The following is a 24,264-nucleotide window of genomic DNA, read 5'->3' on the forward strand; positions in this document are numbered from 1 at the left end:
AAAGCGGGTCTGGGGCGCAGCCCCCGAACCCGCACCGCATTAGACAGGTGAACTATGCACCGACGCATGCGCCACATCTTGCAGATCGGGATCATTCTGGGGCTACTCGTACCTCTCTGGCTCCACCCAGCGCTGAGCCGTGCCAATCCCGACCGCCTCTTCTTTGTCTCGACTGGACACCACCTCAGCGATGACTTTCTGGGCTATTGGCGTGCCAGTCATGGCCCGCAGACCCTCGGTGCGCCGATCAGTGAGCCATTTACCGATGGCGATCTCACGGTTCAGTACTTTGTTCTTGGGCGGCTGGAGCGCCACCCGGAGTATGGCAATGCAATTGTGCGCGGCCTCTTAGGGCACGAGTATAGTCGCGCCCTCGCACGGCGCTTCCCCGCCGCAACCAGCCGCGCCGACCAAGCCGATACCCGCTTCTTTACTGAAACCAAGCATACCCTTGGCTCACCCTTCCGCGAGTTCTGGGAGGCCAATGGTGACATCGAGGTCTTCGGGTTTCCGATCAGCGAACCACTCTGGGAATATGTCGGATCGGAATTGATCCACGTCCAGTACTTCGAGCGCACCCGGCTTGAGTACCGCGCCACAAATACGCCAGCAGTCACCATGAGTGGCTTGGGGCGTGATGTAGCCCGGCTGCGCGGTATCCATACTGCCCCGGTCACCCCCGACAATGCGATCCGAGTTGGTGATGATGGTGCCACGATCATCGAACCAACCCCCACCCCCGCCCCAGCCCCGACTAACCGCCCGGCTGCCACGCCCCGCCCGACGAGTAAACCGGTGGCTCCAGCAACAAGTAGTAGTGGCAAGAGCATGATTGTGGATATTAGCGACCAATGGCTCTATGCCTACGAGGGCCAGACCCTCATCTATGATGCGCCTGTCTCAACCGGACGTGATGGCTTCAATACCCCGATTGGTACCTTTGCGGTCTATGCCAAAATCCGCTCGCAGACGATGGAGGGCACTCTGGGCGGTGAATACTACCGCGTCCCCGATGTGCCGCACGTGATGTACATTGTGGGTGGGGTTGCCATTCATGGCACCTACTGGCACAATCGTTTTGGCAGCGGGGTACGCATGAGCCACGGCTGTATCAATGTGGGCCTCAGCCAAGCTGCCTGGCTCTACAATTGGGCACCGATGGGCACCCCAGTAACGGTGCGCTGGTAGAAGAGATCTGGAGATAGCAAAGCTCGCTCGATATCGTGGATATGGCGGGGTGGGAGAACATTGGGTATGCCGCAACGCACCCGTAGGGCGAAGCATCGCCCCCCAACATGGTTGGGGTTCCCCAGGCCATCGGGGGCGCGATGCTTCGCCCCTACGGGAGGCCAGGGAATGGTGGCGCACCCGTGGCATGCGCGGGGCCGGGGTTCATGTAGGGGCGAAGCATCGCCCCCCAACCATGTTGGGGTTCCCCAGGCCATCGGGGGCGCGATGCTTCGCCCCTACGGGAGCCAGGGAATGGTGGCGCACCCGTGGCATGCGCGGGGCCGGGGTTCATGTAGGGGCGAAGCATCGCCTGCGGGCAACCCACTGCCGGTCGGGATTCCGCGCTGCGCTCGGAATGACAAGCGCTTCAGCACCAGAAAAGCAATACCCCCTCTCTCGCACGCGAGAGAGGGGGCTAGGGGGGGTGAGGGCCAGATTACCCCTTATCGCTATCATTCGTGTGGGTTCGTCGGCGCTGAGTAGGCGCAAAGCGTACCACAAGACTCATACCAATCAAAATCACCCCGATCAGGAGCCAGGTTGTTGGTGTACCCAGATCACTTGACGTTGAGGTATTGGGCAACGATTGAGGGATCTGAGGGGTCGCAACTGGCACGCTGGTGGGAACAACCGGAACCAGTGTTGCGGTTGGCTGGATAACCGGTTGCACCGTAACCGTAGGCTCTGTGCTACGGAAGAAGAGATGGACAACTACCGTATCCCCAGCACCCACTGCAACCACCTGTGCAGGCTGAATCGCAGTCCCCTGTTGAGCAGTCAGCACCAGATCGAGCGTATAGTTGCCTGATACCAACCAGATATCGTAGTTTCCATTTGAGTCAGTACTGATCGTTTGATCCCCAACCGCTACGGTAATACCCGTTGCTGGTATCCCTGTGCGAAGATCAATGACCGTTCCTGTTAGCCGACCAGGAACAACCGCAGTGGGTTTACGATCCGAACCTTCGCCAGGAAGGCCAGGGCGTGGGGATGGTTCAGGTTCCTGTGCAGAAACTGCTGAGGGCATCGACATTGTCATCATTCCAAGCACGAGTGCCAAGATGCCACACCCCATCAGGATCAAGCTACTCAGGTGTTTTCGCATACGATCTTCCTTGTTCTTACGGCAGAAGAACGGTGATTGCTGAGGAATAGACCCTCAGCAATCACCACCATCTCACAACCCAACGTTACGGACGCGTATAGTTCCGATTGGCAGGCACTTCCTGAAGCGGAGCCGCTTGGGCATTCGGCGTCAAGACTATCGTCTTTTCAGCCCGGTTATTGGCCTCGTTCGACTCAATAACCGCACCGTTGGGATCGCGAACGGTTCCGTTGGCACTCCGGTTCCAGCTATCAACATAGGCGTACAGCTTCTGCGTCCCGAGGTTGAAGAAGCCTTGCCAGTTGGTAGCGGTCAGAGTGAAACCATTCGGATTGGCCGCACTCTGTGGGTTGCTATTCAGCACCACACTCTGCCCAGGAGCCAAGGTTCCGGTGTAGTACCAAGCGAGACCAAGGCACGGGTTCATCGAACAGAGCTCGTACCACGGCTCGTTTACCTGCGGCGCACGGCTGGGCTGGATGTAGAAGTCTACCCAGAAGTTCGTGGCCGATATCTCACCATTGTTTGTCACCGTCACCTCGATGGCAGCCGGACCGCGCACCTTGGGGCTGGTTGGGTTGACCGTGAAGTCCACCACCAGCTCCGCAAAGGCCGAGCGCACCACCAACGGCAAGTAGACACGATGCGGATTCACCTCAATGGTGACGGTTGCTGTTGCACTTGCCCCGTTGCTATCGGTGATGGTGTAGGTGAAGGTGTCAGACCCCATGTAACCGGCAGTAGGCGTATAGGTCACCGTAGTTGCATCGAAGATGACACTCCCGTGCGTTCCCTGTGTAACCGCTGTCACATCGAACGTATCATTATCCAGGTCACTGTCGTTGTCCAGTACGGAGATAACGACATTACCACTATCTACCACCAGATCACCAGTGTCATCAACAGCCACCGGGGTGTTGTTGAGCACCATACCCTTGGTCTGTGCTGCGCTGGCACCACCATCACCATCATCAACAATGAACGTGACTGTGCGCACAAGCGAGGTGGTCGTTGTTGCGTTAGCAAAGGTGATGTTCTGCATCAGGGCTTGAACAGCCGCTGGCGTGGCAGCCGCACTGTTAAAGGTGATGACGAGCGGATTCGGATAGCTGCCACCACTCATGGTACCGATGACAACACCACCATAGGAGATGTTGGTTCCCGCTACCGTGATTGCGGTTGGGCCAGCAGGCTGGCTATTGACGCCCAGGATGTCCCCACTGGTGCTGGTTGCAGCATCCAGCGAGACCTGCAACTGGCCACCATTCAGATCCGACGAGTCACCGTCGGTCAGGGTAGCCGCCGCATCAATCACGACCGCTGGGTCAGGCAGGTTGTAGGAGGTCGTCCCAGCGCTGGTGGTCACCACTGGTGCGTCATTCTCACCTGTGATGACGATTGACAGGGTTCCAGGAACCGAATTGATTCCGTCCGAGAGCGTGAAGGTGAAGCTATCGCTGGTCGTGTTGGTGCCATCATGCGTGTAGGTGACCGAACCAGCGTCCAACTGGGCCTGGGTAAAGGTTGTACTAGAGAGTGTTCCATTGGTCGGGCCAGAGGTCACCGTGTAGGTCAAGTTGGCTGGCAGCGTGTCAGGGTCAGTGGCACTCAGCTCACCAACGAAGGCCTTGGTTGCACCTTCACTCACCGTGAAGGTCTGCGGTGTCACCGTTGGCGCATCAGCCAGCGGCGTGATGTTGATCTGGATCTGGGCATACGGGCTGTTCTCTAAGCTTGGGCTGCCAGTATCCCAGGCGATGATGTGCAGGGTACGCGCTGCGGGCGGTGTGTAGGATGTATTGTCATAGGTGAGTGATCGCAACACCGTCTGCATGTCGGCGAGAGTGGCCGGACCAGGGATGGTCAGGATGCCAGTTGACGGATCGTATGACGGGACAATGCTACCTACCGTCGAGGCACCCAGCGACTCACCCGCCAATTGGGTGTACGGAGCAACGAACTGGACGTAGGCACGGTCAATGGTATCGTTCTCTGGATCGGTGAGTACCAAGCCAGAGGCAATCTGCTGGGCACCCGTGCGCTCGTTATAGGTAAAGGTGCCATTGATGCCGGCTGCACCACCATTGGCGTCGGCCACCGGCGGCTCGTTGACGTTGGTGATGGTAACTGGCACAACGAGATCAACCTCATGACCAACCTGACCATCCCAGATCCGGATCGTGAAACTGGTGGAAGTGATCGTATCGGCGTCGAATGCCGTATTGAGTGTGACGTTACCACTCGCATCTACACTGAAGGGCGAGACACCCTGCACTGAGAACTGGATAGGATCAAGGTCGCTATCAGCCGCAGTGATGGTACCAACAAGGCCAGTGTAGTTCTCAGCGACGGTGAATGCTAACGGCACAGGCCCGGTCACGTATGGTGGATCGTTAGCATTGGTGACGTTGATCGTGATGGCGATGGTGGTCGTATCCAGACCATCACTGATAGCTACATTAAAGACGTAGGGGTTCGGACCGAACGTCTCATAGTCCAGCGGCAAGGCTACACTAATGTTGCCCGCGCTATCCACTACAAACGGACTTGGGGAGAGCGGATACGCGGCGACACTGAAGGCCAACGCATTTGGCCCATCAGGATCTGGGGCAACCACTATCGGCCATGAGAAGCCAACTGCGGTGTTCTCAGGGACATCGAAGGTCTGAGGAGCCGCGATTGGCGCGTCGTTCTGGGCTGTAATGGTGATGTTGAAGGTGCCAGGGACAGGTGTGTTCACACCATCACTCAGCGTGAAGGTGAAGCTGTCGCTGGAGGTATTAGTCCCGTCATGGGTGTAGGTGACAGTCCCAGCAGAGAGTTGCGCCTGGGTGAAGGTCGTTGCGGAAAGGCTTCCGTTACTTGGTCCACCCGTCACCGTAAAGGTCAGGTTGGCAGCAGCCGTATCCGGGTCGCTGGCGCTGAGAGTCACCGGATTGGTGCTCCCCTCAGATACCGTCATGCTGGCGTTACCAACCACCGGCACATCATCCACCGGGGTGATGGTGATCGTAATCGTGGCGAGCGGGATGTTGTCCAGTCCACCAGCATCCGAGGCGGCGATCCTCACTGTGCGTGGCGTGTTGGGCGTGTTCGATGTGTTGGCGTAGGTGAGCGTGCGCAGGACATCCTGCATCACCGCTGGCGTTGCTGGCCCAATGAGGGTGAGGGTGCCCGTGCCAGAGAAAGCTGACACCCCACTGCTTCCCACATTCACCGCCAAGGTCTCACCGGGTTGGACAGAATCGATCTGAACCACCACCGCAGGGATGGTGTCGCCTGCATCGGGATCAGTCAGATCCAGGTTCGGAGCGATAAGGGTTGCCGGGTCCTGCTCGGTATAGGCAACCGCGTTGTTAATACCATCACCAGGACCATTGCCATTGGCGTCCACCACTGGGCGCTCGTTCACATTGGTCACGTCGATCGTCACCGTGACCGGCACCGGAAGAGCCACCCCATCCGAGACATTCACCGTGAAGGTGTAGCTCGGAGTCGTCTCCCGATCCAGGGCACCATTGACAGTAATCGCACCGGTCGAAGTGTTCAGGATGAAGACAGCGGGGACATTGGTATCGTCATAGGTCAGAGGACTATCAGGATCAGTGGCAGTCACCGACATCACGGGAGTACCCACTGTCGCATCCTCAGCAACCGAGCCGGACTGCGGCGAGCTTGCTGTTGGTGCGTCGTTTTGTGGGGTAACCGTGATGGTGAAGGTTGCCTCTGGCAGCGTGGTCGTGCCATCACGCAGCGTGAAGGTGAAGCTGTCGCTGGTGGTCTCACTTCCGTTGTGGGTGTAGGTGACCGTGCCAGCCACCAGATCGGCCTGGGTGAAGGTCGTTGCGGAAAGGAGGCCATTGATAGGCCCACCCGTCACGTCAAAGACCAGATCGGCATTCGCCGTGTCCGGGTCGCTGGCGCTGAGTTGCGCGGTGGTGATGGGGCCACTCCCACCCTCAAGCACCGTCATACCGTTATTGGTCAGCGTCGGTACATCATCTATCGGGATAATGGTGATGCTAACCTGCGGAACAGCGGAATTGTTACTCGCTGGCGGGGCACCTGCATCGGTCGCAGTGATCGTCACCACCCGTAGCGGTAAGGGGATCGAAGACGCATTGGTGTAGGTGAGGGAGCGCAGCACCGTCTGCATCTCCGCGAGGGTCGCTGGCCCGGTGAGGGTGAGCGTACCCAAGGTCGGATTGTAGGACTTGATAACCGGAGTCCCGGCCACGGTGACATCCAAGGTCTCATTGGTACCGTCAATCGGAGCCGTGATCTGGAGAACCACCAGGGAGATGGCGTTATTCTCCGGATCGGTGAGCGTCAGCGCCGAGGCAATAGGAGTTGCCGGTGCACGCTCGGTATAGGTAACCGAGGCATTGATACCAGCAGGCGCACCATTGGCATCAACCACCGGCGCCTCGTTGACATCGGTGATCGTCACCTCAACCTGAACCGTCGTCGTTCCACCAGCACCATCCGAGACATCTACATCAAAGATGATGGTATTGTTGGGCAGGAGCGCCTCATAGTCCAGACCCGAAGTGAGGCTCAGCGTTGCCCCACCGGGAGTTGGCGTGAGCGTAAAGCGTGCATCGCCTGAGATATAGGCCAGTGCTGGCCCATCAACATCGCTGACAAGAACTTCCCCAACCGGCCCGGAAGTATTCTCCGCAATCGAGAAGGACTGCGGCGAGGCTGCCGTTGGCGCGTCGTTCAGTGGGTTAACCGTGATGTTGAAGGTTGCTGCTGGAAGCGTGGTCGTGCTATCACTCAGCGTGAAGGTGAAGCTATCGCTGGTGGTCTCACCACCGTCGTGGGTATAGCGGATACGATTATTCGCCAGATCGTCCTGGGTGAAGCCAGTAACAACTACCCAAGCACTACCGTTCCAATACTCAAGCTGCCCATTGAAAGGCCCACTCTGAACCGTAAAGGTCAGACCAGCATCAGCAGTGTCCGGGTCAGTGGCGCTGAGATTCGTGGTGGTGATAACACCACTCGCACCCTCATCTACACCCGCACCGTTATTGGCCACTATCGGCGCATCGTCCTCCGGTTCGATGGTGATCGTAATCGTGGCGGGCGGGATGTTGTCCAGGCCAAGGTAATCAATGGCGGTAATCGTCACGGTGCGTGGCGTGCTGGGATCGTTAGATGGATTGAAGTAGGAGACCGAGCGCAGGACATCTCGTAATTCAGAAAGTGAATAAAATGGATCGTAAGTAGTAATAGTGACACTACCAGATCCAGGGGTATAGATAAAATCAGACGGCGTATATGGTACTACCAACTGATCATCCGGCTGTGGATTCGTGATCTGAACCACTACATGAGTGATATAGCTGTTTGGTAGCAAACTATCAGGATCAGTCAGTTCCAGGTTCGGAGCGATTGGGGTTGGCGGATACTGCTCGGTATAGGTGATCGTGTTGTCAATACCATCACCAGAGCCATTGGCGTCCACCACTGGGCGCTCGTTGACGTCGGTGATGTTGATCGTCACCGCGACCGGCACCGCAGGAGCCACACCATCCGAGACATCTACCGTGAAGGTATAGCTCGGAGTCGTCTCCCGATCCAGAGCACCAGCGACGGTAATCACACCAGTCGAAGTGTCCAGGCTGAAGACAGCGGGGACATTGGTATCGTCATAGGTCAGAGTACTATCAGGGTCAGTGGCAGTCACCGCCATCACGGGAGTAGTCGGAGGCGCATCCTCAGCAACCGAGCCGAACTGCGGCGAGCTTGCTGTTGGTGCGTCGTTCTGCGGGGTAACCGTGATGGTGAAGGTTGCCTCTGGCAGCGTGGTCGTGCCATCACTCAGCGTGAAGGTGAAACTGTCGCTGGTGTTCTCACCACCGCTGTGGGTGTAGGTGACCGTGCCAGCCACCAGATCGGCCTGGGTGAAGGTTGTTGAGGAAAGGCTGCCATTGCTGGGGCCACCCGTCACGTTAAAGACCAGATTGGCATTCGCCGTATCCGGGTCGCTGGCGCTGAGCCGTGCGGTAGTGATGGTGCCACTCGCGCCCTCAAGCACCGTCATACCTGTATTGGTAGTGACCGTCGGCGGATTATCCACCGGCTCGATGTTGATCGTAATCTGGGCGAGCGGATTATTACTTAATCCGGGGGTGCCCGCATCAGTGGCAGTAACCGTCACCAAGCGCGAGGCACTCGGCGTGTTCGATGCGTTGAGATAGGTGAGGGTACGCAACACCGACTGCATCTCAGCCACGGTCATTGGGCTAGCTGGAGTGAGAGTGAGGGTACCATTGCCCGAATCGTACACCTTGTTAATCGTGACCGAAGTCCCCGTCACCGTCGCATCCAACTGCTCGTTGGTGCCATCAAGTAGATTGGTAATATCTACGACTACCTGAGAAATACGCCCATTATTCGGGCTGGTGGATGCCGCCTGCTCAGGGTCAGTCAGAACTAGATTAGGCGCAATATTGGCCGCTGGTGCGCGCTCGGTATAGGCAACAATGTCGTCAATACCGTCACCAGCGCCATTGGCGTCCACCACTGGGCGCTCGTTCACGTCAGTGACGGAGATCGTCACCGTGACGGGCACCGCAGGAGCCACGCCATCCGAGACATTCACCGTGAAGGTGTAGCTCGGTGTACCCTCGTAGTTTAGAGCACTAGCGACGGTAATATCACCATTAGATGCAAGGTTAAAGACGGATGGGGTATCGCTACTGGTGTAGGTCAGGCCCGGCCCATCAGGATCAGAGGCAGTCACCGTCATCACGAGAGTAGTCGGAGCCGCATCCTCAGCAACCGAGCCGGACTGCGACGGGGCTGCCGTTGGCGCGTCGTTCTGCGCGGTGACGCTGATGTTGAAGGTTTCCACTGGCAGCGTAGTCGTGCCATCACTCAGCGTGAAGGTGAAGCTATCGCTGAGGGTCTCACTACCGTCGTGGGTATAGCGGATACGATTATTCGCCAGATCGTCCTGGGTGAAGGTTACGAAAGATTGCCACGCAGCACCATCCCAGCGTTCAAGAGAGCCATTAGAGGGGTCAGCCACAACCGTAAAGGTCAGGTTGGCATCAGGCGTATCCGAGTCGCTGGCATCAAGGTACGTGGTGGTAATCAAACCACTCCCGCCCTCATCCACGGTCAAAGTGGCATTGGTGTCAATCGTCGGCGCGTTGTCCTCCACGTCAATCGTGATCGTGGCCGTAGACGAGTCGAGCGCACCATCATTGGCAACGATAGTCACGCTACGGGAGGTGGTTCCAAGAGTAAGTGCCGTGTAATTATAGGTGAGCGTGCGCAGGACAGCCTGCATGTCGGCTGGCGAAACTGGCCCAGTGAGGGTAAGAACGCCAGTAACAGTATTATAGGAATCAGTCACGCCACTGGTTCCTACTGTCACCGCCAACACCTCAGTGGCTTGGACGCCAGCAATCGTCACCGTCACCGTTGTAATCTGATCGCCAGCATCGGGGTCGGTCAGACTCAGGTTCGGTGCGATGGAGATGGGGCCACTGCCAATGGGGCCAAAGGTAGCCGTGCCATCAATACCAGGAGCGGGACTATCGGCATCCACCACTGGAGCTTCGTTGACGTCGTTGAGTGCCAGCGTAACCTCAATGGTTGTGCTCCTAGCAGGAGTACCATCATCGGTAATCGTCACCTCGAAGATGATTGGGGTGAACGGTGCCTCATAATTCAGCGCCGTAGCCAGGAACACAGTACCATCCGAGGCCAAAACAAAGGGGGTTATGGTATCAGATGTGCTATACGTGAAATTAACACTATCAGGATCGGTAACACCAGTGATTGAAGCTGTCTGGAGTGCAGCCGTCTCTTCATCGAAGGACAGCGTCTGGTTACTCGCAGATGGCGCATCGTTATCATCGGTAATCGTGCCGGTGGCCGAGGTGGGGCCAAAGTTCACGTTGGCCGAATCGGCAGGCAGCAGTTCGAGGGTAAAGGTCTCAGGCATCTCGTCAATTGCGTCATCAACGAGCGGGATGGAGATCGTAAATGTCGTCCCAGACGATCCCTTAGGGATGATCAACATACCAGTACTCGTACCGGTATAGTCACTGCCATCGGTAGCGGTTACGGCTACCGTTCGGTAGGCGATACGAATATCATCAACCGTACTCGCAGCATCTAGGCTGACAACGAAATCTATCGTACCCGCATTCTCAGCGGCAATTGGGTTCGATATACCCGTTACCGCTTGATTATCATCATCGAAGATAATCGCGTAGGTATCATTAGATACTGGCGTGGTATCGGGAAGTGTCGTATCCGGAAAGACCACCTGAGTACGAACGAAAAATCCCTCGTTTAACTCATCAAGGTCATCTGCGATGATAGTAACGGGGAATTGCTTTGCGCTCTCACCAGGAGTAAAGGTAAGCCGCATAGGTACAGCACTATAATCAACGCCTGGTGCTGCGTATTCAGGATTAGCCGGATCTAGGGGCACAACAACCGCATCGATCACGACCAAATTACCTGCAGGAACAGGGGCTGAGAGTGTGATGTTAAAATTCACAACCTCATCACCAGGGCCAGGAGCCGGATCGCGCTCAAAAATTTGAGCCGTTGAGAGCTGAACAGTGATTGTCGGGTTGGCCCAGATCATGCGTGCGCCAAGGCCAAGCATTCCAAGAACCAGGAGGGAGGACAGGATCATGGCGAAACGAAGCCGTGCGTGTCCGATGCTCACAAGGAGCTGTCTGAGGGGTGAGGGCAAGTTCTGCATAGGGAGCCACTTCCTGAGATTCAAGAAAGCACTACACCAAAAGCGCACACCGAGGCGAACATTGATTGAACCTACTAGCTCGCACCTATAATACCCTGTCTTGGCAAATATCTCAAGTAGCCTCGCTTTCCAAGAGTACCGCTTGCCTATAGCTTCAGGTACTAATTAAAGATAGTACCAAGATACAGTTTTCGGACTTAGAAGCGAAGAAGAGCCATGAGAAGGAGAGTCAGGAATGCCATGGAGAGCGCTCCGATAGCGACCAGCCGTTCCCAATTGAAGAAACGGTTATCGTTAGGGATGAATTTCTCGAATCCATAGATATACAAGCAATAGAGATCATCCTCACCTGACTTGCCAAGATCAAAGACGATCTCGGTGACAGGAACGACATGAATACGTAGTTCACTCAGTACCATGCGGGTATCGTTACTCAGACGACGCTGGGCTTGGGTAGTGAGCGGAGCCACGCCCTCAAGTTGGTTCCAGAGCGGATTGAAGCCAGCAGGATAGCGTTCACGATAGATCTCTTCCGCAGGACAGGTACGCAATAACAGGTGGGGATTGATCTTGTGCAGACCATCATGGGCGGTAAAGAGGGTCGTTTGGCGGCTCCAGCTAAAGGTCTTCTCTTGGATCAGCCGCCGAGCGCCCTGGCAGCGCGAACATGGCAAGCCACCACGGCCACTACAATCGGGGCATGGTTCAAGCACCTGCTCCATTGCGGGGGGCGAAGCGGCTGGCGGCGGCGGCGTTTTCGCCGCCGCAGAGCCACTGGAACTCCTCGGCGGGCGTTGGGTGGAGGAAGAGGTAGCGGCGGCAGTTGCGGATGCCACAGGAGCAAGCGAAGCGACAACCGGGCGAGTAACCATCACCCGCCGTGATCCCTTACAGCGGGGGCAAACGGAGACACCCGCGCCCTGGCAGGCGGGGCATTTGAGTATCTGGATAGAGCCAGGGATCGTCAGACGGCTGCCCGGTTCATCACGGAAATCGGTTCCTTGTGGCAACTCAATCTTCCAGTAATCAACCTCGGACTCAACCGGGAAATGCTCGGCCTTGTGATCTGGTCGCTCTTGCAATTGGGGGGCTGTGCGTTGTTCATACAGCACCCGCAGGTAGTAGAAGGCGATCAGCTTGGTTGTTGCTTGGTGAAACTTGGCCAAGCGGCCCAAGAGCGGACGGCGCAGCGCCCACGGATATTGGGCCGCCCACTGGTTGAGCAGGTGGGTCAATTCCTGGGGGTTCGAGAGTTCATCGGCATGCTGGCGCACTTTGTCGAGCACAACCTGGGCAACAGCAGTACCAAGGATGCTCTCGATCTGACTCGGTTCTAGGCCGTGGGCTTGGAATGCGGGAGTGGTCGGAGCGGTGGTGGTTGAGGAATGCCCGACCACCTGGGTTGCGACGTGGTGGCGGGCAATCAGACGATCCAGTTCCTCGACCGCCGCCTGGAGCGAGGGATAGCGACGCGCAGGATCAAGGGCCAGCATCGTGAGCAGTACCCGATCAACAGATCCTGGCAAGTGGGGAATGTTGCGCTGGTGCAACGGGATTGGCGCGGAAAAGGTTGCTTTGGGTGGATTATCCAGGGATTCTTCCCAGGGTAATTTGGCACTCAACATGTAGTAGAGGACGATCCCAAGCGCGAAGATATCCGAAAGATGCGAAATGGGCTGCCCATTGGGGAAGTGTTCGGGTGAGAGAAAACCCAGTGTCCCCATAAATGAACCCGTCTCGGTATGGGCGGGATTATGCTCACGGGCAATACCAAAATCAATCAGGATCACCCGTTGGCTCGCTGCTTCGATCAGAATATTCTTGGGCGCAATATCGCGATGGATAATTTTCTGTTTGTGTGCATAATCCAAACCGGCTGCAACTTGGCGGAAGATATGTAATGCGGTTTCAAATGGAATTGGGCCTTGTTGTTCGATCAATTGAGCCAGCGATGAGCCGGGAATATATTCACTTATTGTATAGTAGAGATCCTCAGACTGGCCATAGTCATAGGTTTTAATAATATTAGGATGATGCAACCGCAGCGCAATGGTCGCTTCGCGCTCAAAGCGGCGGATATTTTCACTGTTGCGATCACGCAAAAACTTAAAAGCAACCTTGTGTTCGGTCAAAACAGCATGATGGGCCAACCAAACAACGCTTGAGCCACCATCGCCAATTGGGTTATCAAGAATATAATGGCCGATCTGTGCTGGTATTTTCATAAGAAATTGATGTTAGAGACCAACAGATCGCGGTAGGAGATGAAGATAATCTAGGAGAGATATTATACCACCTAGGTCTATCGGGCAACAATAGTTGCAAAGATATGGTATCATACCCGCAGAAGGAACGCACGTCCGTTCGCTCAATGCCGAGTACACGTTGCATCATTATTAGACTCGGGAGCATACGACATGCCGGCAATCTTTCCAGGCCGACCGTATCCGCTTGGTGCGAGTTGGAACGGTGACGGTGTCAATTTTGCGATCTTCTCGGCCCACGCGACACGGGTTGATCTGTGTCTCTTCGATAGCCCGACGGCCCTGCGCGAGTCGGTGCGCTTGACGCTCCCCGAACGGAGCGAGCATATCTGGCATGGCTACGTGCCGGGCTTGGAGCCGGGGCAACTCTATGGCTATCGCATCTATGGCCCGTATAACCCACAACAGGGCCACCGCTTTAATCCGCATAAACTGTTGATTGACCCGTATGCGCGTGCGCTGAGTGGGACGATCCAGTGGGATAAGGCGATGTATGGTTATCGGGTGGATAGCCCCTATAGCGATCTGACCATTGGGAAGCGGGATAGTGCGCCCTATATACCGCGCTCAGTGGTGATCGATCCGCGCTTTGATTGGGGCGATGATACGCGCCCGGATACCTCGTACCGTAAGAGTGTGATCTACGAACTGCATGTGAAGGGCTTTACCCAGCAGCATCCCGACGTGCCGCCCGCATTGCGCGGGAGCTACGCCGGGTTGGCCAGCGCACCGGTGATCGCCTACCTCAAGGAGTTGGGGGTCACGGCGGTCGAGTTATTGCCGATCCATCAGTTCGTCAATGATCAACACTTGGTTGATCACGGGCTTACCAACTACTGGGGCTACCAGACGATCAACTTCTTTAGCCCCGATGGACGCTATGCCAGCCAGGGAAGTCTGGGGAAACAGGTCAACGAGTTTAAGCAGATGGTCAAGGCCCTGCATGCTGCCGGGATCGAAGTTATCCTTGATGTCGTCTTTAACCATACGGGTGAGGGCAACCAGCTTGGGCCGACACTGAGTTTCCGTGGCATTGACAATGTCTCCTACTACCGCCTGGTGCCCGAAGAGCAGCGCTACTACATGGACTACACCGGGACGGGGAATACGCTCAATCTGATGCATCCACGGGTGCTTCAGATGGTGATGGATTCGTTGCGTTACTGGGTAACCGAGATGCATGTTGATGGGTTCCGCTTCGATCTGGCGCGGGCTTTGGTGCGGGGTGCCCATGATGGGGATCGTCCGAGTGCCTTTTTGGATGTGGTGAAGCAAGATCCCACCCTCGCGGGAGTCAAACTGATTGCCGAACCCTGGGATATTGGGCCAGATGGCTACTGGGTGGGCGGCTTTCCCGCGCCTTGGGCGGAGTGGAATGGGAAGTACCGCGACAATATCCGCTCCTTCTGGAAGGGTGATCAGGCGCAGGCTCCCGAATTTGCCTCGCGCTTTCTTGGATCGTCGGATCTCTTCCAGCACAATGGCCGCCGTCCCTACCATAGTGTCAACTTCATCACCGCGCATGACGGCTTCACGATGCGGGATCTGGTGAGCTACAACGAGAAGCACAACGAGGCGAATGGCGAGAGGAACCGCGATGGTGATAACCACAACAACTCGTGGAACTGTGGGGTGGAAGGGCCAACGGATGATCCCAAGATCCAGGAGTTGCGCATGCGCCAGATGCGCAACCTGTTAGCAACGCTGATCTTCTCGCAGGGAACCCCGATGCTACTCGCCGGGGATGAGCGTGGCCGCACCCAGCAGGGCAACAATAACGCCTACTGCCAAGATAATCCAATCTCGTGGGTTGATTGGTCGCCCGATCCCGATGCGGAGGAGCTCTTGGCCTTCACCAAGAAGCTGATCGAACTTCGCAAGCGCCACCTGATCCTCCGCCGCCGCAGCTTCTTTCGCGGCAGCATCAACCCAACTGGAGCCGAGTATGATGTGGAGTGGCTCAGCCCGGATGGGCAAGAGATCGGCCCAGAGCTATGGCACAATCCCGATCTGCGCTGCATCGGGCTACTGCTCAATGGCAAGGTGATGTATGAATATAATCGCGAGGGCCGCCCGGTACGCGATGATGTCCTACTGATGCTCTTCAATGCCGACCACGCCCCTGTACCGTTCATCCTGCCGGATTGGCCCGATGACCCGGTGTGGGAGGTGCTCATTGATACAGCCGATCCAGAGGGGAATGGAGATCGCGCACCATCGAGTGAGATCTATCACCTTCAGGCGCGTTCGTTGGTGTTGTTGCGGGAGCGAGCCGGGGCGGTATTGCCGTAGAGACGCAATATTTTGCGTCTCTACGTGCATGCGTTATTTCCAACCGCCGATCACATCGAAGATCTCGCGGTCGTTGAGCGGGGTGGGGATGGTGGTGGCTGGCTCACCGAGGAGCTCGTCGGCCATCTCGTAGAAGGGCTGGACACAGATATCCTTGCCGGGACCTTCCATCTCGAAGAGGGTCTTACCAGCGAGGCGCGAGCGGCGAATGAGATCGTGGTAGGGCACCTTGCCAAGCAGCCGGGTGTTCACGGTCTCGGCGAACTGCTCAAGCAGGCTGGTGCCACCGCCATTGACGTGATCGACACGGTTGGCAATGATGCCGGCCATCTGCACCTTGTGGCGCTGGCTCTTCTGGGCAATCGCCAAGCAGAGGCGGTTGGCAGCAAAGATGCTGTCGAAGTCGTTGCAGGCCACGATGATGCCATAGTCGGCGTAGTTGAGCGGAGCCGAGAAGCCACCGCAGACAACATCGCCGAGCACGTCGAACACAATCACATCATACTTGTGGTAGAGGCCAAACTCCTTGAGCAGCTTGACCGTCTCGCCGACCACATAGCCACCACAGCCACTGCCAGCGGGGGGGCCACCGGCCTCAAGCGCATCCACACCCGCAAAGCCGGTGCGGATGACATCCTCGCGGGAGATATCTTCGATATGGAAATCAACTTCATCAAGCACATCAATCACCGTCGGCTGGAGCATGCCAGTCAGCGGGAAGGTGCTATCGTGCTTCGGATCACAGCCAATCTGGAGCACCTTGGCACCCCGCAGCGCCAGCGCCGCCGAGAGGTTCGCCGACGTGGTTGATTTGCCGATCCCACCTTTACCATAGATTGCGATCACAAGGGACATTGACTTCTTCTCCTGCTAGGGTCTGGTATCCCTGTCACAGCGGTGACAGTCGGGTTTGATCTGTGGGCCACAAAGAACTTAGGGAGCGAGCGTGCGCCCGAATTCCTCTTCATAGACCGTGGCATACGCTGCCAGCGCACGGTAGACATAGGCGGGAATGATGCGGCGCTCCAGACGCCCATGCGCATCACGGATATACTGGAGGTTGCGCAGCAATTTCATTTCGATCACCGAGCGGGCGAACTCCATGCCACGCGGGCCACGGTTGCGCTGCATCCAGGCGATCAGTTTGCGGATGGGGAAGGGTGGGCGTTTACGTGGGCGCTTGAGCATGCGGACATACTCACTCACGCCGATCTGGCGGTTGCCACGTTCGCTGAAGGTGCCGAACTCTAACAAAGGCCGGATCAACTCAAAGAGTTCCTCGCCGACCTGAGTACGCACCAGCGTCCACTGCCAGCGCTCCGGCGGTGGCAGCGGGGCCGCCAAATAGCCAACGGTGATGTCGGCGAGGCTGTTCTGGTAATCGAAACAGGAGAGACAGGCCGCCGGGAAGATGCCCAACTCGCCACCGAGTGCCGAGACATCGAGATCAACATAGTTCATCTTCTCGATGTGCCCATCCTCGTGGCGCATCCAGACCCGGAAGTCCTGCATGAACTCGTGGTGAACGATGGTATCAGGCGACTTCGAGACGATCTTGAGGAAGCGCAGCAGATCGGGGTAGGCGACATTATCGGTACAGGGGATGCCGATCACATAGAGCTTTTCGAGGCCCAACTGTTCCTCGATAGCGCGGAGGGCATGCACTTGGCAACTGGTGCCGATAAAGGCCAAGCGCTTGACCCCGCTCTCGCGCACCTGATCGAGCAGATCGAGATTGGGCGAGAGACAGGGCTTGTTGCGGGCACTAGCGCGCACCTCTTCCGGGGTGCGCGCCAGGACGGGCAGCGGCGCGTGGTGCGTTCCGGGTACCGCCATCGTGGTGATGACCGCCTCGACCATGCCGCGCTCTAGCAGCATGGCGGCAAGGTTCGTGACGACCCCACTCCACTGGGCATCGAGATTAGGCTTGGCCATGCGAATTACATGGCGCGAGCGATAGATGCCGAAGAGCAACTCATCACCATCGTTACGGTTGCGTCCGTGGAGTTTACGCTCGATCTGCTCAGCCCGGTTCTCAACGAACATACAGACCTGTGGTAGCAGCGGGCGGTAGCTGCTGGAGCAGATCCCGCAGTCACTACAGATCTTAGGCCGACCCTGAATGCGTTCGGCAACGCTCATCAGGGTAATCTCGTGCAATGGTCGCTTGACGGCCTCATTGACGGTCATAACTAGGCCCCAATACTCTCTTTGGCCGTCAGCAGAACATCGCCGGTAATCAGGGTGATGCCATGCTCGCGGGCGTACTTTTCGACATTCCCGCGTGCCTTGCCACGCACGAAGAAGGGGATCTTCTTCAGCATCGCCTCGGCTTCGGGTGACCAAGTGATGACCCCAGAGGAGGGTAGCGCATCTGGGAGGCCGGCACTTGGTGCCGGAGTCGCCCCGTTGGTCGCCACGGCAGCCGCTGTTGGCTCCGCTACCATCTCTGGCTCTTCCTGCGCCTCCTCAAGGCCAGCGTCCCCGAAGAGGTCAATCAGGTGCTTCTCCATACCCAGGGTACAGGTAGTATACACCTCATCGGCAATCACATCGGCACCATCGAAACCAAAGAAGGGGCGGTAGGAGAGCAGATGGTTCTCGATATGGGTAGGTGGTGCGATCACCATACAGTTGAGGTCGTACTTACGGGCAGTATGGCGTTCCATCTGAGTGCCACAGATCAGTTCGGGGCGCAACTCAGCGATGCGATTGGCCGTCGTCTGGAACTCATCGGTAGCCAGGAACTGCTCGTCAGTGACATAACCCTTGAGTTGCTCGCGCACCCAATCGGCCTCGCGCAGCAGGTAAGTACCGGCACCAACAATCGGCATGCCCAATTCATCGTGGAGGAACTTGGTCATCCCGACGGTATGGGTCGCATCGCCGAAGACGAAGGCGGTCTTCCCGGCGTAGCTCTCCATATCGGCGGTACGGGCGAACCAGGGCACCGACGAAGGGGCCGACATGCCATCGAGCGAGAAGGCGGTGAGGTGGGGCATGCGGATGACCGGCGCATTGTTACGGGCACCGATCTCATTGAGCGCCTCGAGCAGTGCATTGAGCCAACGCAGGGTGGGCTGGACACCAATCGGAGCCTCGCGCAGGGCGGGCGTACCAAACTGCTCTGCGAGATAATCGGCAGCCTGGGCACCGAGTTCGCGGTAGGGAGCAATATTGAGCCACGCAGCGGGCAAGCGGCGCAGATCATCTACCGAGGCGCTCCAGGGAGCGACCACATTGATCTGTACACCGAGGGTAGCCAACATGCGGCGCAGGCTGGTCAGGTCGTGGCGGACGTGGAAGCCAAGCGAAGCCGGGCCAAGAATATTGACGCTGGGGTAGTCAGTGAGGGGCTGGGCGGTTGCAAAGCGGCGCACCAGTTCGGTAAAGAGACCCTCGGCGGCCATATTCTCCTGCATGCGGTAGGGATTGGCCTCGTAGATCATCACCTCAGAGGTGAGGTCAGCGGTCGCAGCGGCCACATGCAGATTCTCCTGCAAGAGGATCGTACTACACGAGGGCACCACCACGATCAGATCAGGGTGGAGGCGCTGCTCAACCTGACGCAAGGTTTCGGGCAGACGCAGGGTACCACGTGCAAGATCGGTACCACTCACCACCGAGGTCGTCATAGCGGGGAAGGTGGGCGTGCGCTCCAGCATGGTATAGATGGTGCTCACGTAGTCATCGCCCTGGGGCGCGTGGAAGACTGCGTGGACATTGCGCATGCTATTCATCACCCGGCCAACGCCGTGGTGGGCAGTGCCCTCATACATCCAGTAGGCAAGACGCATATTGATGTTCCTGTTATGTGTATGTATGCTGCCTCAGAAGGAATTAGTCTTCCAAGGCGGACGAGATCACACCACTGGGTGCCGAAGGCATCATCCCCGTCATCCAGATCGGGTCCATCCCAAGCGGATCGAGCTTAGCGTGGCGACGCATGGCGCGGGTGAAGGTCGTGGCGAGGGTATTCACCCCGGACCAGCCGTGGATAGGCATAAAGGCAAACTCGGTACCCCACTTAGCGACGATCCCATGGCCGACCATCGGGTTGGTGGTGATCATGTTGGAGATGACCAGATCGGCCTTCGCGGCCACAATATCGCGCATCTGGCGATCAAAGTTGGGCTGCTCGACCAGGCGCACACCATCGAGCAGCGCCAGTTCACGCGAATGAAAGCGGCGGTTGATGGAAGGAGTGCTGCACTCGACCACATTGGCACCACAGGCCCGCAGGAAGCGCGCCAACGGCAGTTCCATCAGGGTGTCGCTGGTGAGGAAGACCTTCTTGTCGCGCAGCAGGTCGGTATGTTCCTTAATGCGCTCCCAGGCGGCGGCCTCGCGCTCGGAGAGATCGATCTTCATCCCGAACTCAGCAGCGAGATCCTCCCAGAAGGCGCGGCTGCCATCGGGGCCAAAGGGGAAGAGCGAGTTGAGCACCTTGGCATCGCGCTCATTCTGGAGCAGCGTCGCCACCTTGGGCAAGAAGGGCTGAAGCGGCGCGATGACCGTACCGGGGCCAATCGGCGGCAACTCGGAGAAGTGCGCAGCGGGCAAAAAGCCGGCCACCGGAATACCGAGGCGTTGCGCCTCCATGGTGAAGTCGGCGGCAATCGCGTCGTTCACCGAACCCAGGAAGACTACGCGCTTATCCTCTGGCGGTGCCACCGGGCAGAAGGGCAAGAGCGCCTGGAGCACCGAGTCCTCACTCTGGGCGAAGGTGTAGTCGAGGCCAGAGGCAGGAACGAAGAGCACCGGCAGTTCTGGCGTGCTGAGCGAGTGAGCCAGACCCTCAAACTCAACCTTCATCACCTCGGGCGTACACGAGGAGAGCAGGAAGATGACCGAAGGATTATGCTCACGCTTAATCTCTGCAATCTGGTCAACAATATCGGGCTGAGCAGCGGAGAGATCGCCCTCTTCAAGTAGTGAAACCGCAAAGCGCGGACGGGCGAAGATCATCACGCCAAGCGTATTCTGAAGTAGATGGGCGCAGGTATGGGTGCCGAGGATCAGGAAGAAACTATCTTTGATCTTCTGGTAGAGCCAGCCCACGCTGACAAGCCCGCAGAACGAGTGGTAAAGGCCGTCCTCGCGGACAAACTGGGCCTTCGGCGGCATACAAGACCTCCTTGGAGCACGGTGGGATTTTCGATAGGATTATAGCATGTAATGAAATAACCGTGAAATATAGGCAAAAGGTGTGCAGGTGGTTTTCAGCTAGGCTAGCTCCTTTCGGATCTCAGATAGATACCATTGACAAGCACTGTGCGCAGCGCTACCATAAAGCGTTACCACTTTTTGTCGATGGAAGACAGGCGACCAAGGCAGGACGGCGAGCGACGAGCGGCGAACAACGGGCGACTAGGTTTTGAACCTGGAGCGTTGGTTGTTGGTCATTGGTCGTTGGTAGTTCGGCGTTGGTCGTTGCCATTCATTGCCCTTAAACATGATAAGGAGCGAGCATGGGAGCGATGCTGAGCCGTTTGAGCCTCTTGAGTTCTTTGCGGCGCGAGTTTGCCGGGTACAATCGCCATATGTTCCAGCGTGACCTACTGGCCGGGTTGACGGTGGCGGCGGTGGGGTTGCCCCTAGCACTCGCCTTTGGGGTGGCCTCAGGCGCGGATGCAGCCGCCGGGTTGGTGACAGCGATTTTAGCCGGGTTGATCATCGGTGGATTAGGTGGTGGTTCCTTTCAGATTTCCGGCCCTACCGGAGCCATGTCGGCTATTCTGATCGCAATTGCCCTGAATTATGGGCTAATAGGGGTCTGGGTGGCCTGTGTCATGGCCGGAGCCTTGATGCTGCTGCTCGGTCTGCTCAAGTTAGGGCGCTATATCGCCTTCATTCCCTCACCAGTCATCACCGGGTTTACCAGTGGGATCGCGATTATTATCGCCGTCGGCCAACTCGATAATGTCCTGGGGGTCAAGACCGAAGCTGCCGAGAACACCATGCTGAAGTTGTGGGGCTACCTTGCGCACCCACCCAGCCCGCATTGGCCGAGTGTGGCACTGGCCTTGATCGTGATCGCGACCATGATCATCCTGCCGCGCTTCCTCAAGAGTATTCCCGCGTCGTTGGTTGGGTTGATCCTGGCCAGCCTGATCGCAATTGGGTTGGATTGGAACGTGGACACCATCGGTAGTATCCCGCAGACAATTCTGCTTGAGCATCGGCTGAGTTTCAGCGGTATCCCATGGAGTGATCTCGGCGACCTGATTGCTCCGGCGATCTCCATCGCGGCCCTCGGTGCCATCGAGAGCCTCTTGTGTGGTAGTGTTGGGGCCACGATGACTGGCAAGCCCTTCGATAGCAATGCCGAACTGGTCGCCCAGGGTATCGGCAATATGATCATCCCCTTCTTTGGTGGTGTTCCGGCTACAGCGGCGATTGCGCGCACCAGCGTGGCGATCAAGAGCAATGGCGTCACCCGACTGACCAGTATTATCCATTCGGTGACGCTCTTACTGAGTGCCTTGCTGCTGGCCCCGATGATTGGGCGGGTGCCCTTGGCGGCCCTCGGTGGTGTCCTGCTCGTCACGGCATGGCGCATGAACGAGTGGGAGACGATCCACTTCTACTGGCACACCAAAATCCGGCACGCCCTCGTGGGCATTGTGGTGACGATGATTGCCACGGCGGCGCTCGATCTGACCCAGGCCATCCTGATCGGGTTGACTATTTCGGCGGTGATCTACATCCGGCAGTCGGCGCAGAGTACGGCTGTGGCGAGCGAACCCGTTGATACCGCCAAACTACGTGCCCAAGGCTACAACATCGAAGAGTACTGTCCGGCAGTTCATGTCTACTACCTGACCGGGCCGGTCTTCTTTGGCAGTGTCCACATCATTATGGAAGCCTTCGCTAATGCCAAGCAGTACCACACTCTGGTGATCAGTATGCGCGGCGTGCCCTTGATTGATGCAATGGGCGTAAAGGCGCTAGGTGAACTGATCGAGGAACACCATGCACGGGGTGGGGTGGTCGCCTTTAGTGGCCTCCAGCCAACAGTACGTGAGATGTTTGCGCGGGCTGGCTTAACCAATCTGGTTGGCGAGCAGCAGGTCTACTGGAGTGCAATTGAGGCGATTATTCAACTCCACGAGCGCCGCGAAATCCACAAGTGCCCGCACTGTGATGCCCACGGCGATAATTGTCGGGTGTTACAGGCAGCGGTGGAGCGGCGCGGGATAAACCCGCCGCCGAACATGTAGGGGCGCGTCGCGACGCGCCCCTACGATGGGGACACGGGGGCACATTGCGATGCGCCCCCACACTCCACCTACCCGCGTGCGGCGAGGAATGCCTCGCGGCATGCGGTCAGAGTCACCGCGATGTCTACCGAGTCATGGGCGGAACTGAGGAAGCCCGCCTCGAACTGCGAGGGTGCCATATAGACCCCGCGCTCGCACATGGCCCAGAAGAACTTGGCATAGCGTGCAGCGTCCACATACTCCTTGGCTTCGGCGTAGCTACGCACCTTCACCCCTGGCTCCTTCAAGAAGTAGAAGCCGAACATGGTGCCGATGTTGCCCACTTGAAGTGGCACACCCGTCTCCTCGCTGAGTGAACGGATGCCATCGGCCAAGTTCTGGGTGCGCCCCACAGCACGCTCAAAGAGGGTCGTTTCACCCTCTGGAGCCTCGAAGGCGGTGCGGAGCATGGCGATACCGGCGGCCATGGCCAACGGGTTGCCCGACAGCGTCCCGGCCTGATACATCGGGCCAGCCGGAGCGACCGTCTGCATGATCGCCTTCTTGCCCGCGTAGGCTCCGACGGGCAGACCGCCGCCGATCACCTTGCCGAGACAAGTCAGGTCGGGGTCAACCCCCCAGTGAGTTTGGGCACCACCGGGGGCAGCGCGGAAGCCGGTCATGACCTCGTCAATGATCAGCAGAGCGCCATTGGCGGTAGTGATTTCGCGCAGCATCTGGAGGAAGCCCGGCTCGGGCACCACGAAGCCCATGTTGGCCGCAATCGGCTCAACGATCACCGCCGCGATCTGTTCGCCATACTGGCGGAAGATCTCGGTGACACCCGCCACGTCGTTATACTCGACGGTCAGAGTATCTGCGGCGGTTGCGGCGGGCACGCCGGGGCTATCGGGTAAGCCCAGGGTGAGCACGCCACTACCGGCCTGCACCAGCAGCATATCGGCGTGGCCGTGGTAACAACCGACAAACTTGACGATCTTCTCGCGCTTGGTGTAGGCACGTGCCAAACGCAAGGCACTCATGGTCGCCTCGGTGCCACTACTGACGAAGCGCACCTGCTCGACACTTGGAATGAGGTTGATCACCAACTTGGCGAGTTCGGTCTCTAGTTCGGTGGGAGCACCGAAGCTGCTGCCACGGGTGAGTTGCTCATTCACCGCCTGGATGACCGCCGGGTGGGCATGGCCCAGCAGCAGCGGCCCCCAGGAGAGCACGTAGTCAATGTAGTTATTGCCATCTACATCCTCAACGTGCGAGCCATTGCCGCGCGCAAAGAAGATCGGCGAACCGCCGACGCCACGGAAGGCGCGCACCGGAGAGTTCACCCCGCCCGGAATGACCTCCTGGGCGGCGGCGAAGAGCTCCTTGGAGCGGGCGTAGCGATCAATTGTAGTCGTGGTCATAGAGAAA

At 57.8% G+C, this 24,264-nt stretch carries 11 protein-coding genes; 3 read left to right on the plus strand and 8 right to left on the minus strand.

Going from position 1 to position 24,264, the window contains the following annotated elements:
* The first annotated feature begins 54 nt into the window (after positions 1-54).
* The gene (locus EKD03_RS04360; RefSeq protein ID WP_129627966.1) at positions 55-1,188 is read left to right on the plus strand and encodes a L,D-transpeptidase; all 1,134 of its coding nucleotides are present in this window, start codon (positions 55-57) and stop codon (positions 1,186-1,188) included.
* A 478-nt stretch (positions 1,189-1,666) separates the two neighbouring features.
* Here EKD03_RS04360 and EKD03_RS04365 read toward each other — a convergent pair whose 3' ends face one another.
* The 3 genes from EKD03_RS04365 to EKD03_RS04375 all read right to left on the minus strand — a co-directional run bounded on the left by EKD03_RS04365 (position 1,667) and on the right by EKD03_RS04375 (position 13,300).
* Positions 1,667-2,335, minus strand: a complete 669-nt coding sequence (locus EKD03_RS04365; protein ID WP_129627968.1) for a peptidase associated/transthyretin-like domain-containing protein — start codon at positions 2,333-2,335, stop codon at positions 1,667-1,669.
* An 85-nt stretch (positions 2,336-2,420) separates the two neighbouring features.
* Positions 2,421-11,006, minus strand: a complete 8,586-nt coding sequence (locus tag EKD03_RS04370) for a cadherin-like domain-containing protein (RefSeq protein ID WP_161569179.1) — start codon at positions 11,004-11,006, stop codon at positions 2,421-2,423.
* Between the two features lie 266 nt (positions 11,007-11,272).
* The gene (locus EKD03_RS04375) at positions 11,273-13,300 is read right to left on the minus strand and encodes a serine/threonine protein kinase (RefSeq protein WP_129627973.1); all 2,028 of its coding nucleotides are present in this window, start codon (positions 13,298-13,300) and stop codon (positions 11,273-11,275) included.
* Between the two features lie 192 nt (positions 13,301-13,492).
* On the opposite strand from EKD03_RS04375, the gene glgX reads away from it, so the two are divergent.
* On the plus strand, positions 13,493-15,631 hold the full coding sequence (gene glgX / locus EKD03_RS04380) for a glycogen debranching protein GlgX (RefSeq protein WP_129627975.1): 2,139 nt from the start codon (positions 13,493-13,495) through the stop codon (positions 15,629-15,631).
* A 33-nt stretch (positions 15,632-15,664) separates the two neighbouring features.
* Here the strand turns inward: glgX and bchL are convergent, their stop codons facing one another.
* From bchL to bchN, 4 genes are all read right to left on the minus strand, one after another.
* Positions 15,665-16,486, minus strand: a complete 822-nt coding sequence (bchL, locus tag EKD03_RS04385) for a ferredoxin:protochlorophyllide reductase (ATP-dependent) iron-sulfur ATP-binding protein (protein ID WP_129627977.1) — start codon at positions 16,484-16,486, stop codon at positions 15,665-15,667.
* Between the two features lie 78 nt (positions 16,487-16,564).
* Positions 16,565-17,821 (minus strand): Coenzyme F420 hydrogenase/dehydrogenase, beta subunit C-terminal domain, encoded by a 1,257-nt coding sequence (locus tag EKD03_RS04390; protein WP_174842808.1) that lies wholly within the window; start codon positions 17,819-17,821, stop codon positions 16,565-16,567.
* Positions 17,822-17,823: 2 nt separating this feature from the next.
* The gene (locus EKD03_RS04395) at positions 17,824-19,428 is read right to left on the minus strand and encodes a ferredoxin:protochlorophyllide reductase (ATP-dependent) subunit B (protein WP_129627979.1); all 1,605 of its coding nucleotides are present in this window, start codon (positions 19,426-19,428) and stop codon (positions 17,824-17,826) included.
* 43 nt (positions 19,429-19,471) lie between these two features.
* Entirely contained in the window at positions 19,472-20,758 is a 1,287-nt protein-coding gene (bchN, locus tag EKD03_RS04400) for a ferredoxin:protochlorophyllide reductase (ATP-dependent) subunit N (RefSeq protein ID WP_129627981.1), read from the minus strand.
* A gap of 344 nt (positions 20,759-21,102) precedes the next feature.
* On the opposite strand from bchN, the gene EKD03_RS04405 reads away from it, so the two are divergent.
* Positions 21,103-22,854 (plus strand): SulP family inorganic anion transporter, encoded by a 1,752-nt coding sequence (locus tag EKD03_RS04405; RefSeq protein ID WP_129627983.1) that lies wholly within the window; start codon positions 21,103-21,105, stop codon positions 22,852-22,854.
* Positions 22,855-22,922: 68 nt separating this feature from the next.
* On the opposite strand, the gene hemL is transcribed toward EKD03_RS04405, so the two are convergent.
* Entirely contained in the window at positions 22,923-24,257 is a 1,335-nt protein-coding gene (gene hemL / locus EKD03_RS04410; RefSeq protein WP_129627985.1) for a glutamate-1-semialdehyde 2,1-aminomutase, read from the minus strand.
* Between the last annotated feature and the right edge of the window lie 7 nt (positions 24,258-24,264).

Origin of the sequence: Candidatus Oscillochloris fontis (assembly GCF_004138135.1) — a bacterium.
In the GTDB taxonomy this organism is placed as follows: Bacteria; Chloroflexota; Chloroflexia; order Chloroflexales; family Chloroflexaceae; genus Oscillochloris; species Oscillochloris fontis.

Excerpts from the sequence above, each read along its gene's own strand:
- EKD03_RS04360 (WP_129627966.1), top strand. The coding sequence starts at position 55 with ATGCACCGACGCATGCGCCACATCTTGCAGATCGGGATCATTCTGGGG.
- EKD03_RS04365 (WP_129627968.1), bottom strand. The coding sequence starts at position 2,335 with ATGCGAAAACACCTGAGTAGCTTGATCCTGATGGGGTGTGGCATCTTG.
- EKD03_RS04370 (WP_161569179.1), bottom strand. The coding sequence starts at position 11,006 with ATGATCCTGTCCTCCCTCCTGGTTCTTGGAATGCTTGGCCTTGGCGCA.
- EKD03_RS04375 (WP_129627973.1), bottom strand. The coding sequence starts at position 13,300 with ATGAAAATACCAGCACAGATCGGCCATTATATTCTTGATAACCCAATT.
- glgX (WP_129627975.1), top strand. The coding sequence starts at position 13,493 with ATGCCGGCAATCTTTCCAGGCCGACCGTATCCGCTTGGTGCGAGTTGG.
- bchL (WP_129627977.1), bottom strand. The coding sequence starts at position 16,486 with ATGTCCCTTGTGATCGCAATCTATGGTAAAGGTGGGATCGGCAAATCA.
- EKD03_RS04390 (WP_174842808.1), bottom strand. The coding sequence starts at position 17,821 with ATGACCGTCAATGAGGCCGTCAAGCGACCATTGCACGAGATTACCCTG.
- EKD03_RS04395 (WP_129627979.1), bottom strand. The coding sequence starts at position 19,428 with ATGCGTCTTGCCTACTGGATGTATGAGGGCACTGCCCACCACGGCGTT.
- bchN (WP_129627981.1), bottom strand. The coding sequence starts at position 20,758 with ATGCCGCCGAAGGCCCAGTTTGTCCGCGAGGACGGCCTTTACCACTCG.
- EKD03_RS04405 (WP_129627983.1), top strand. The coding sequence starts at position 21,103 with ATGGGAGCGATGCTGAGCCGTTTGAGCCTCTTGAGTTCTTTGCGGCGC.
- hemL (WP_129627985.1), bottom strand. The coding sequence starts at position 24,257 with ATGACCACGACTACAATTGATCGCTACGCCCGCTCCAAGGAGCTCTTC.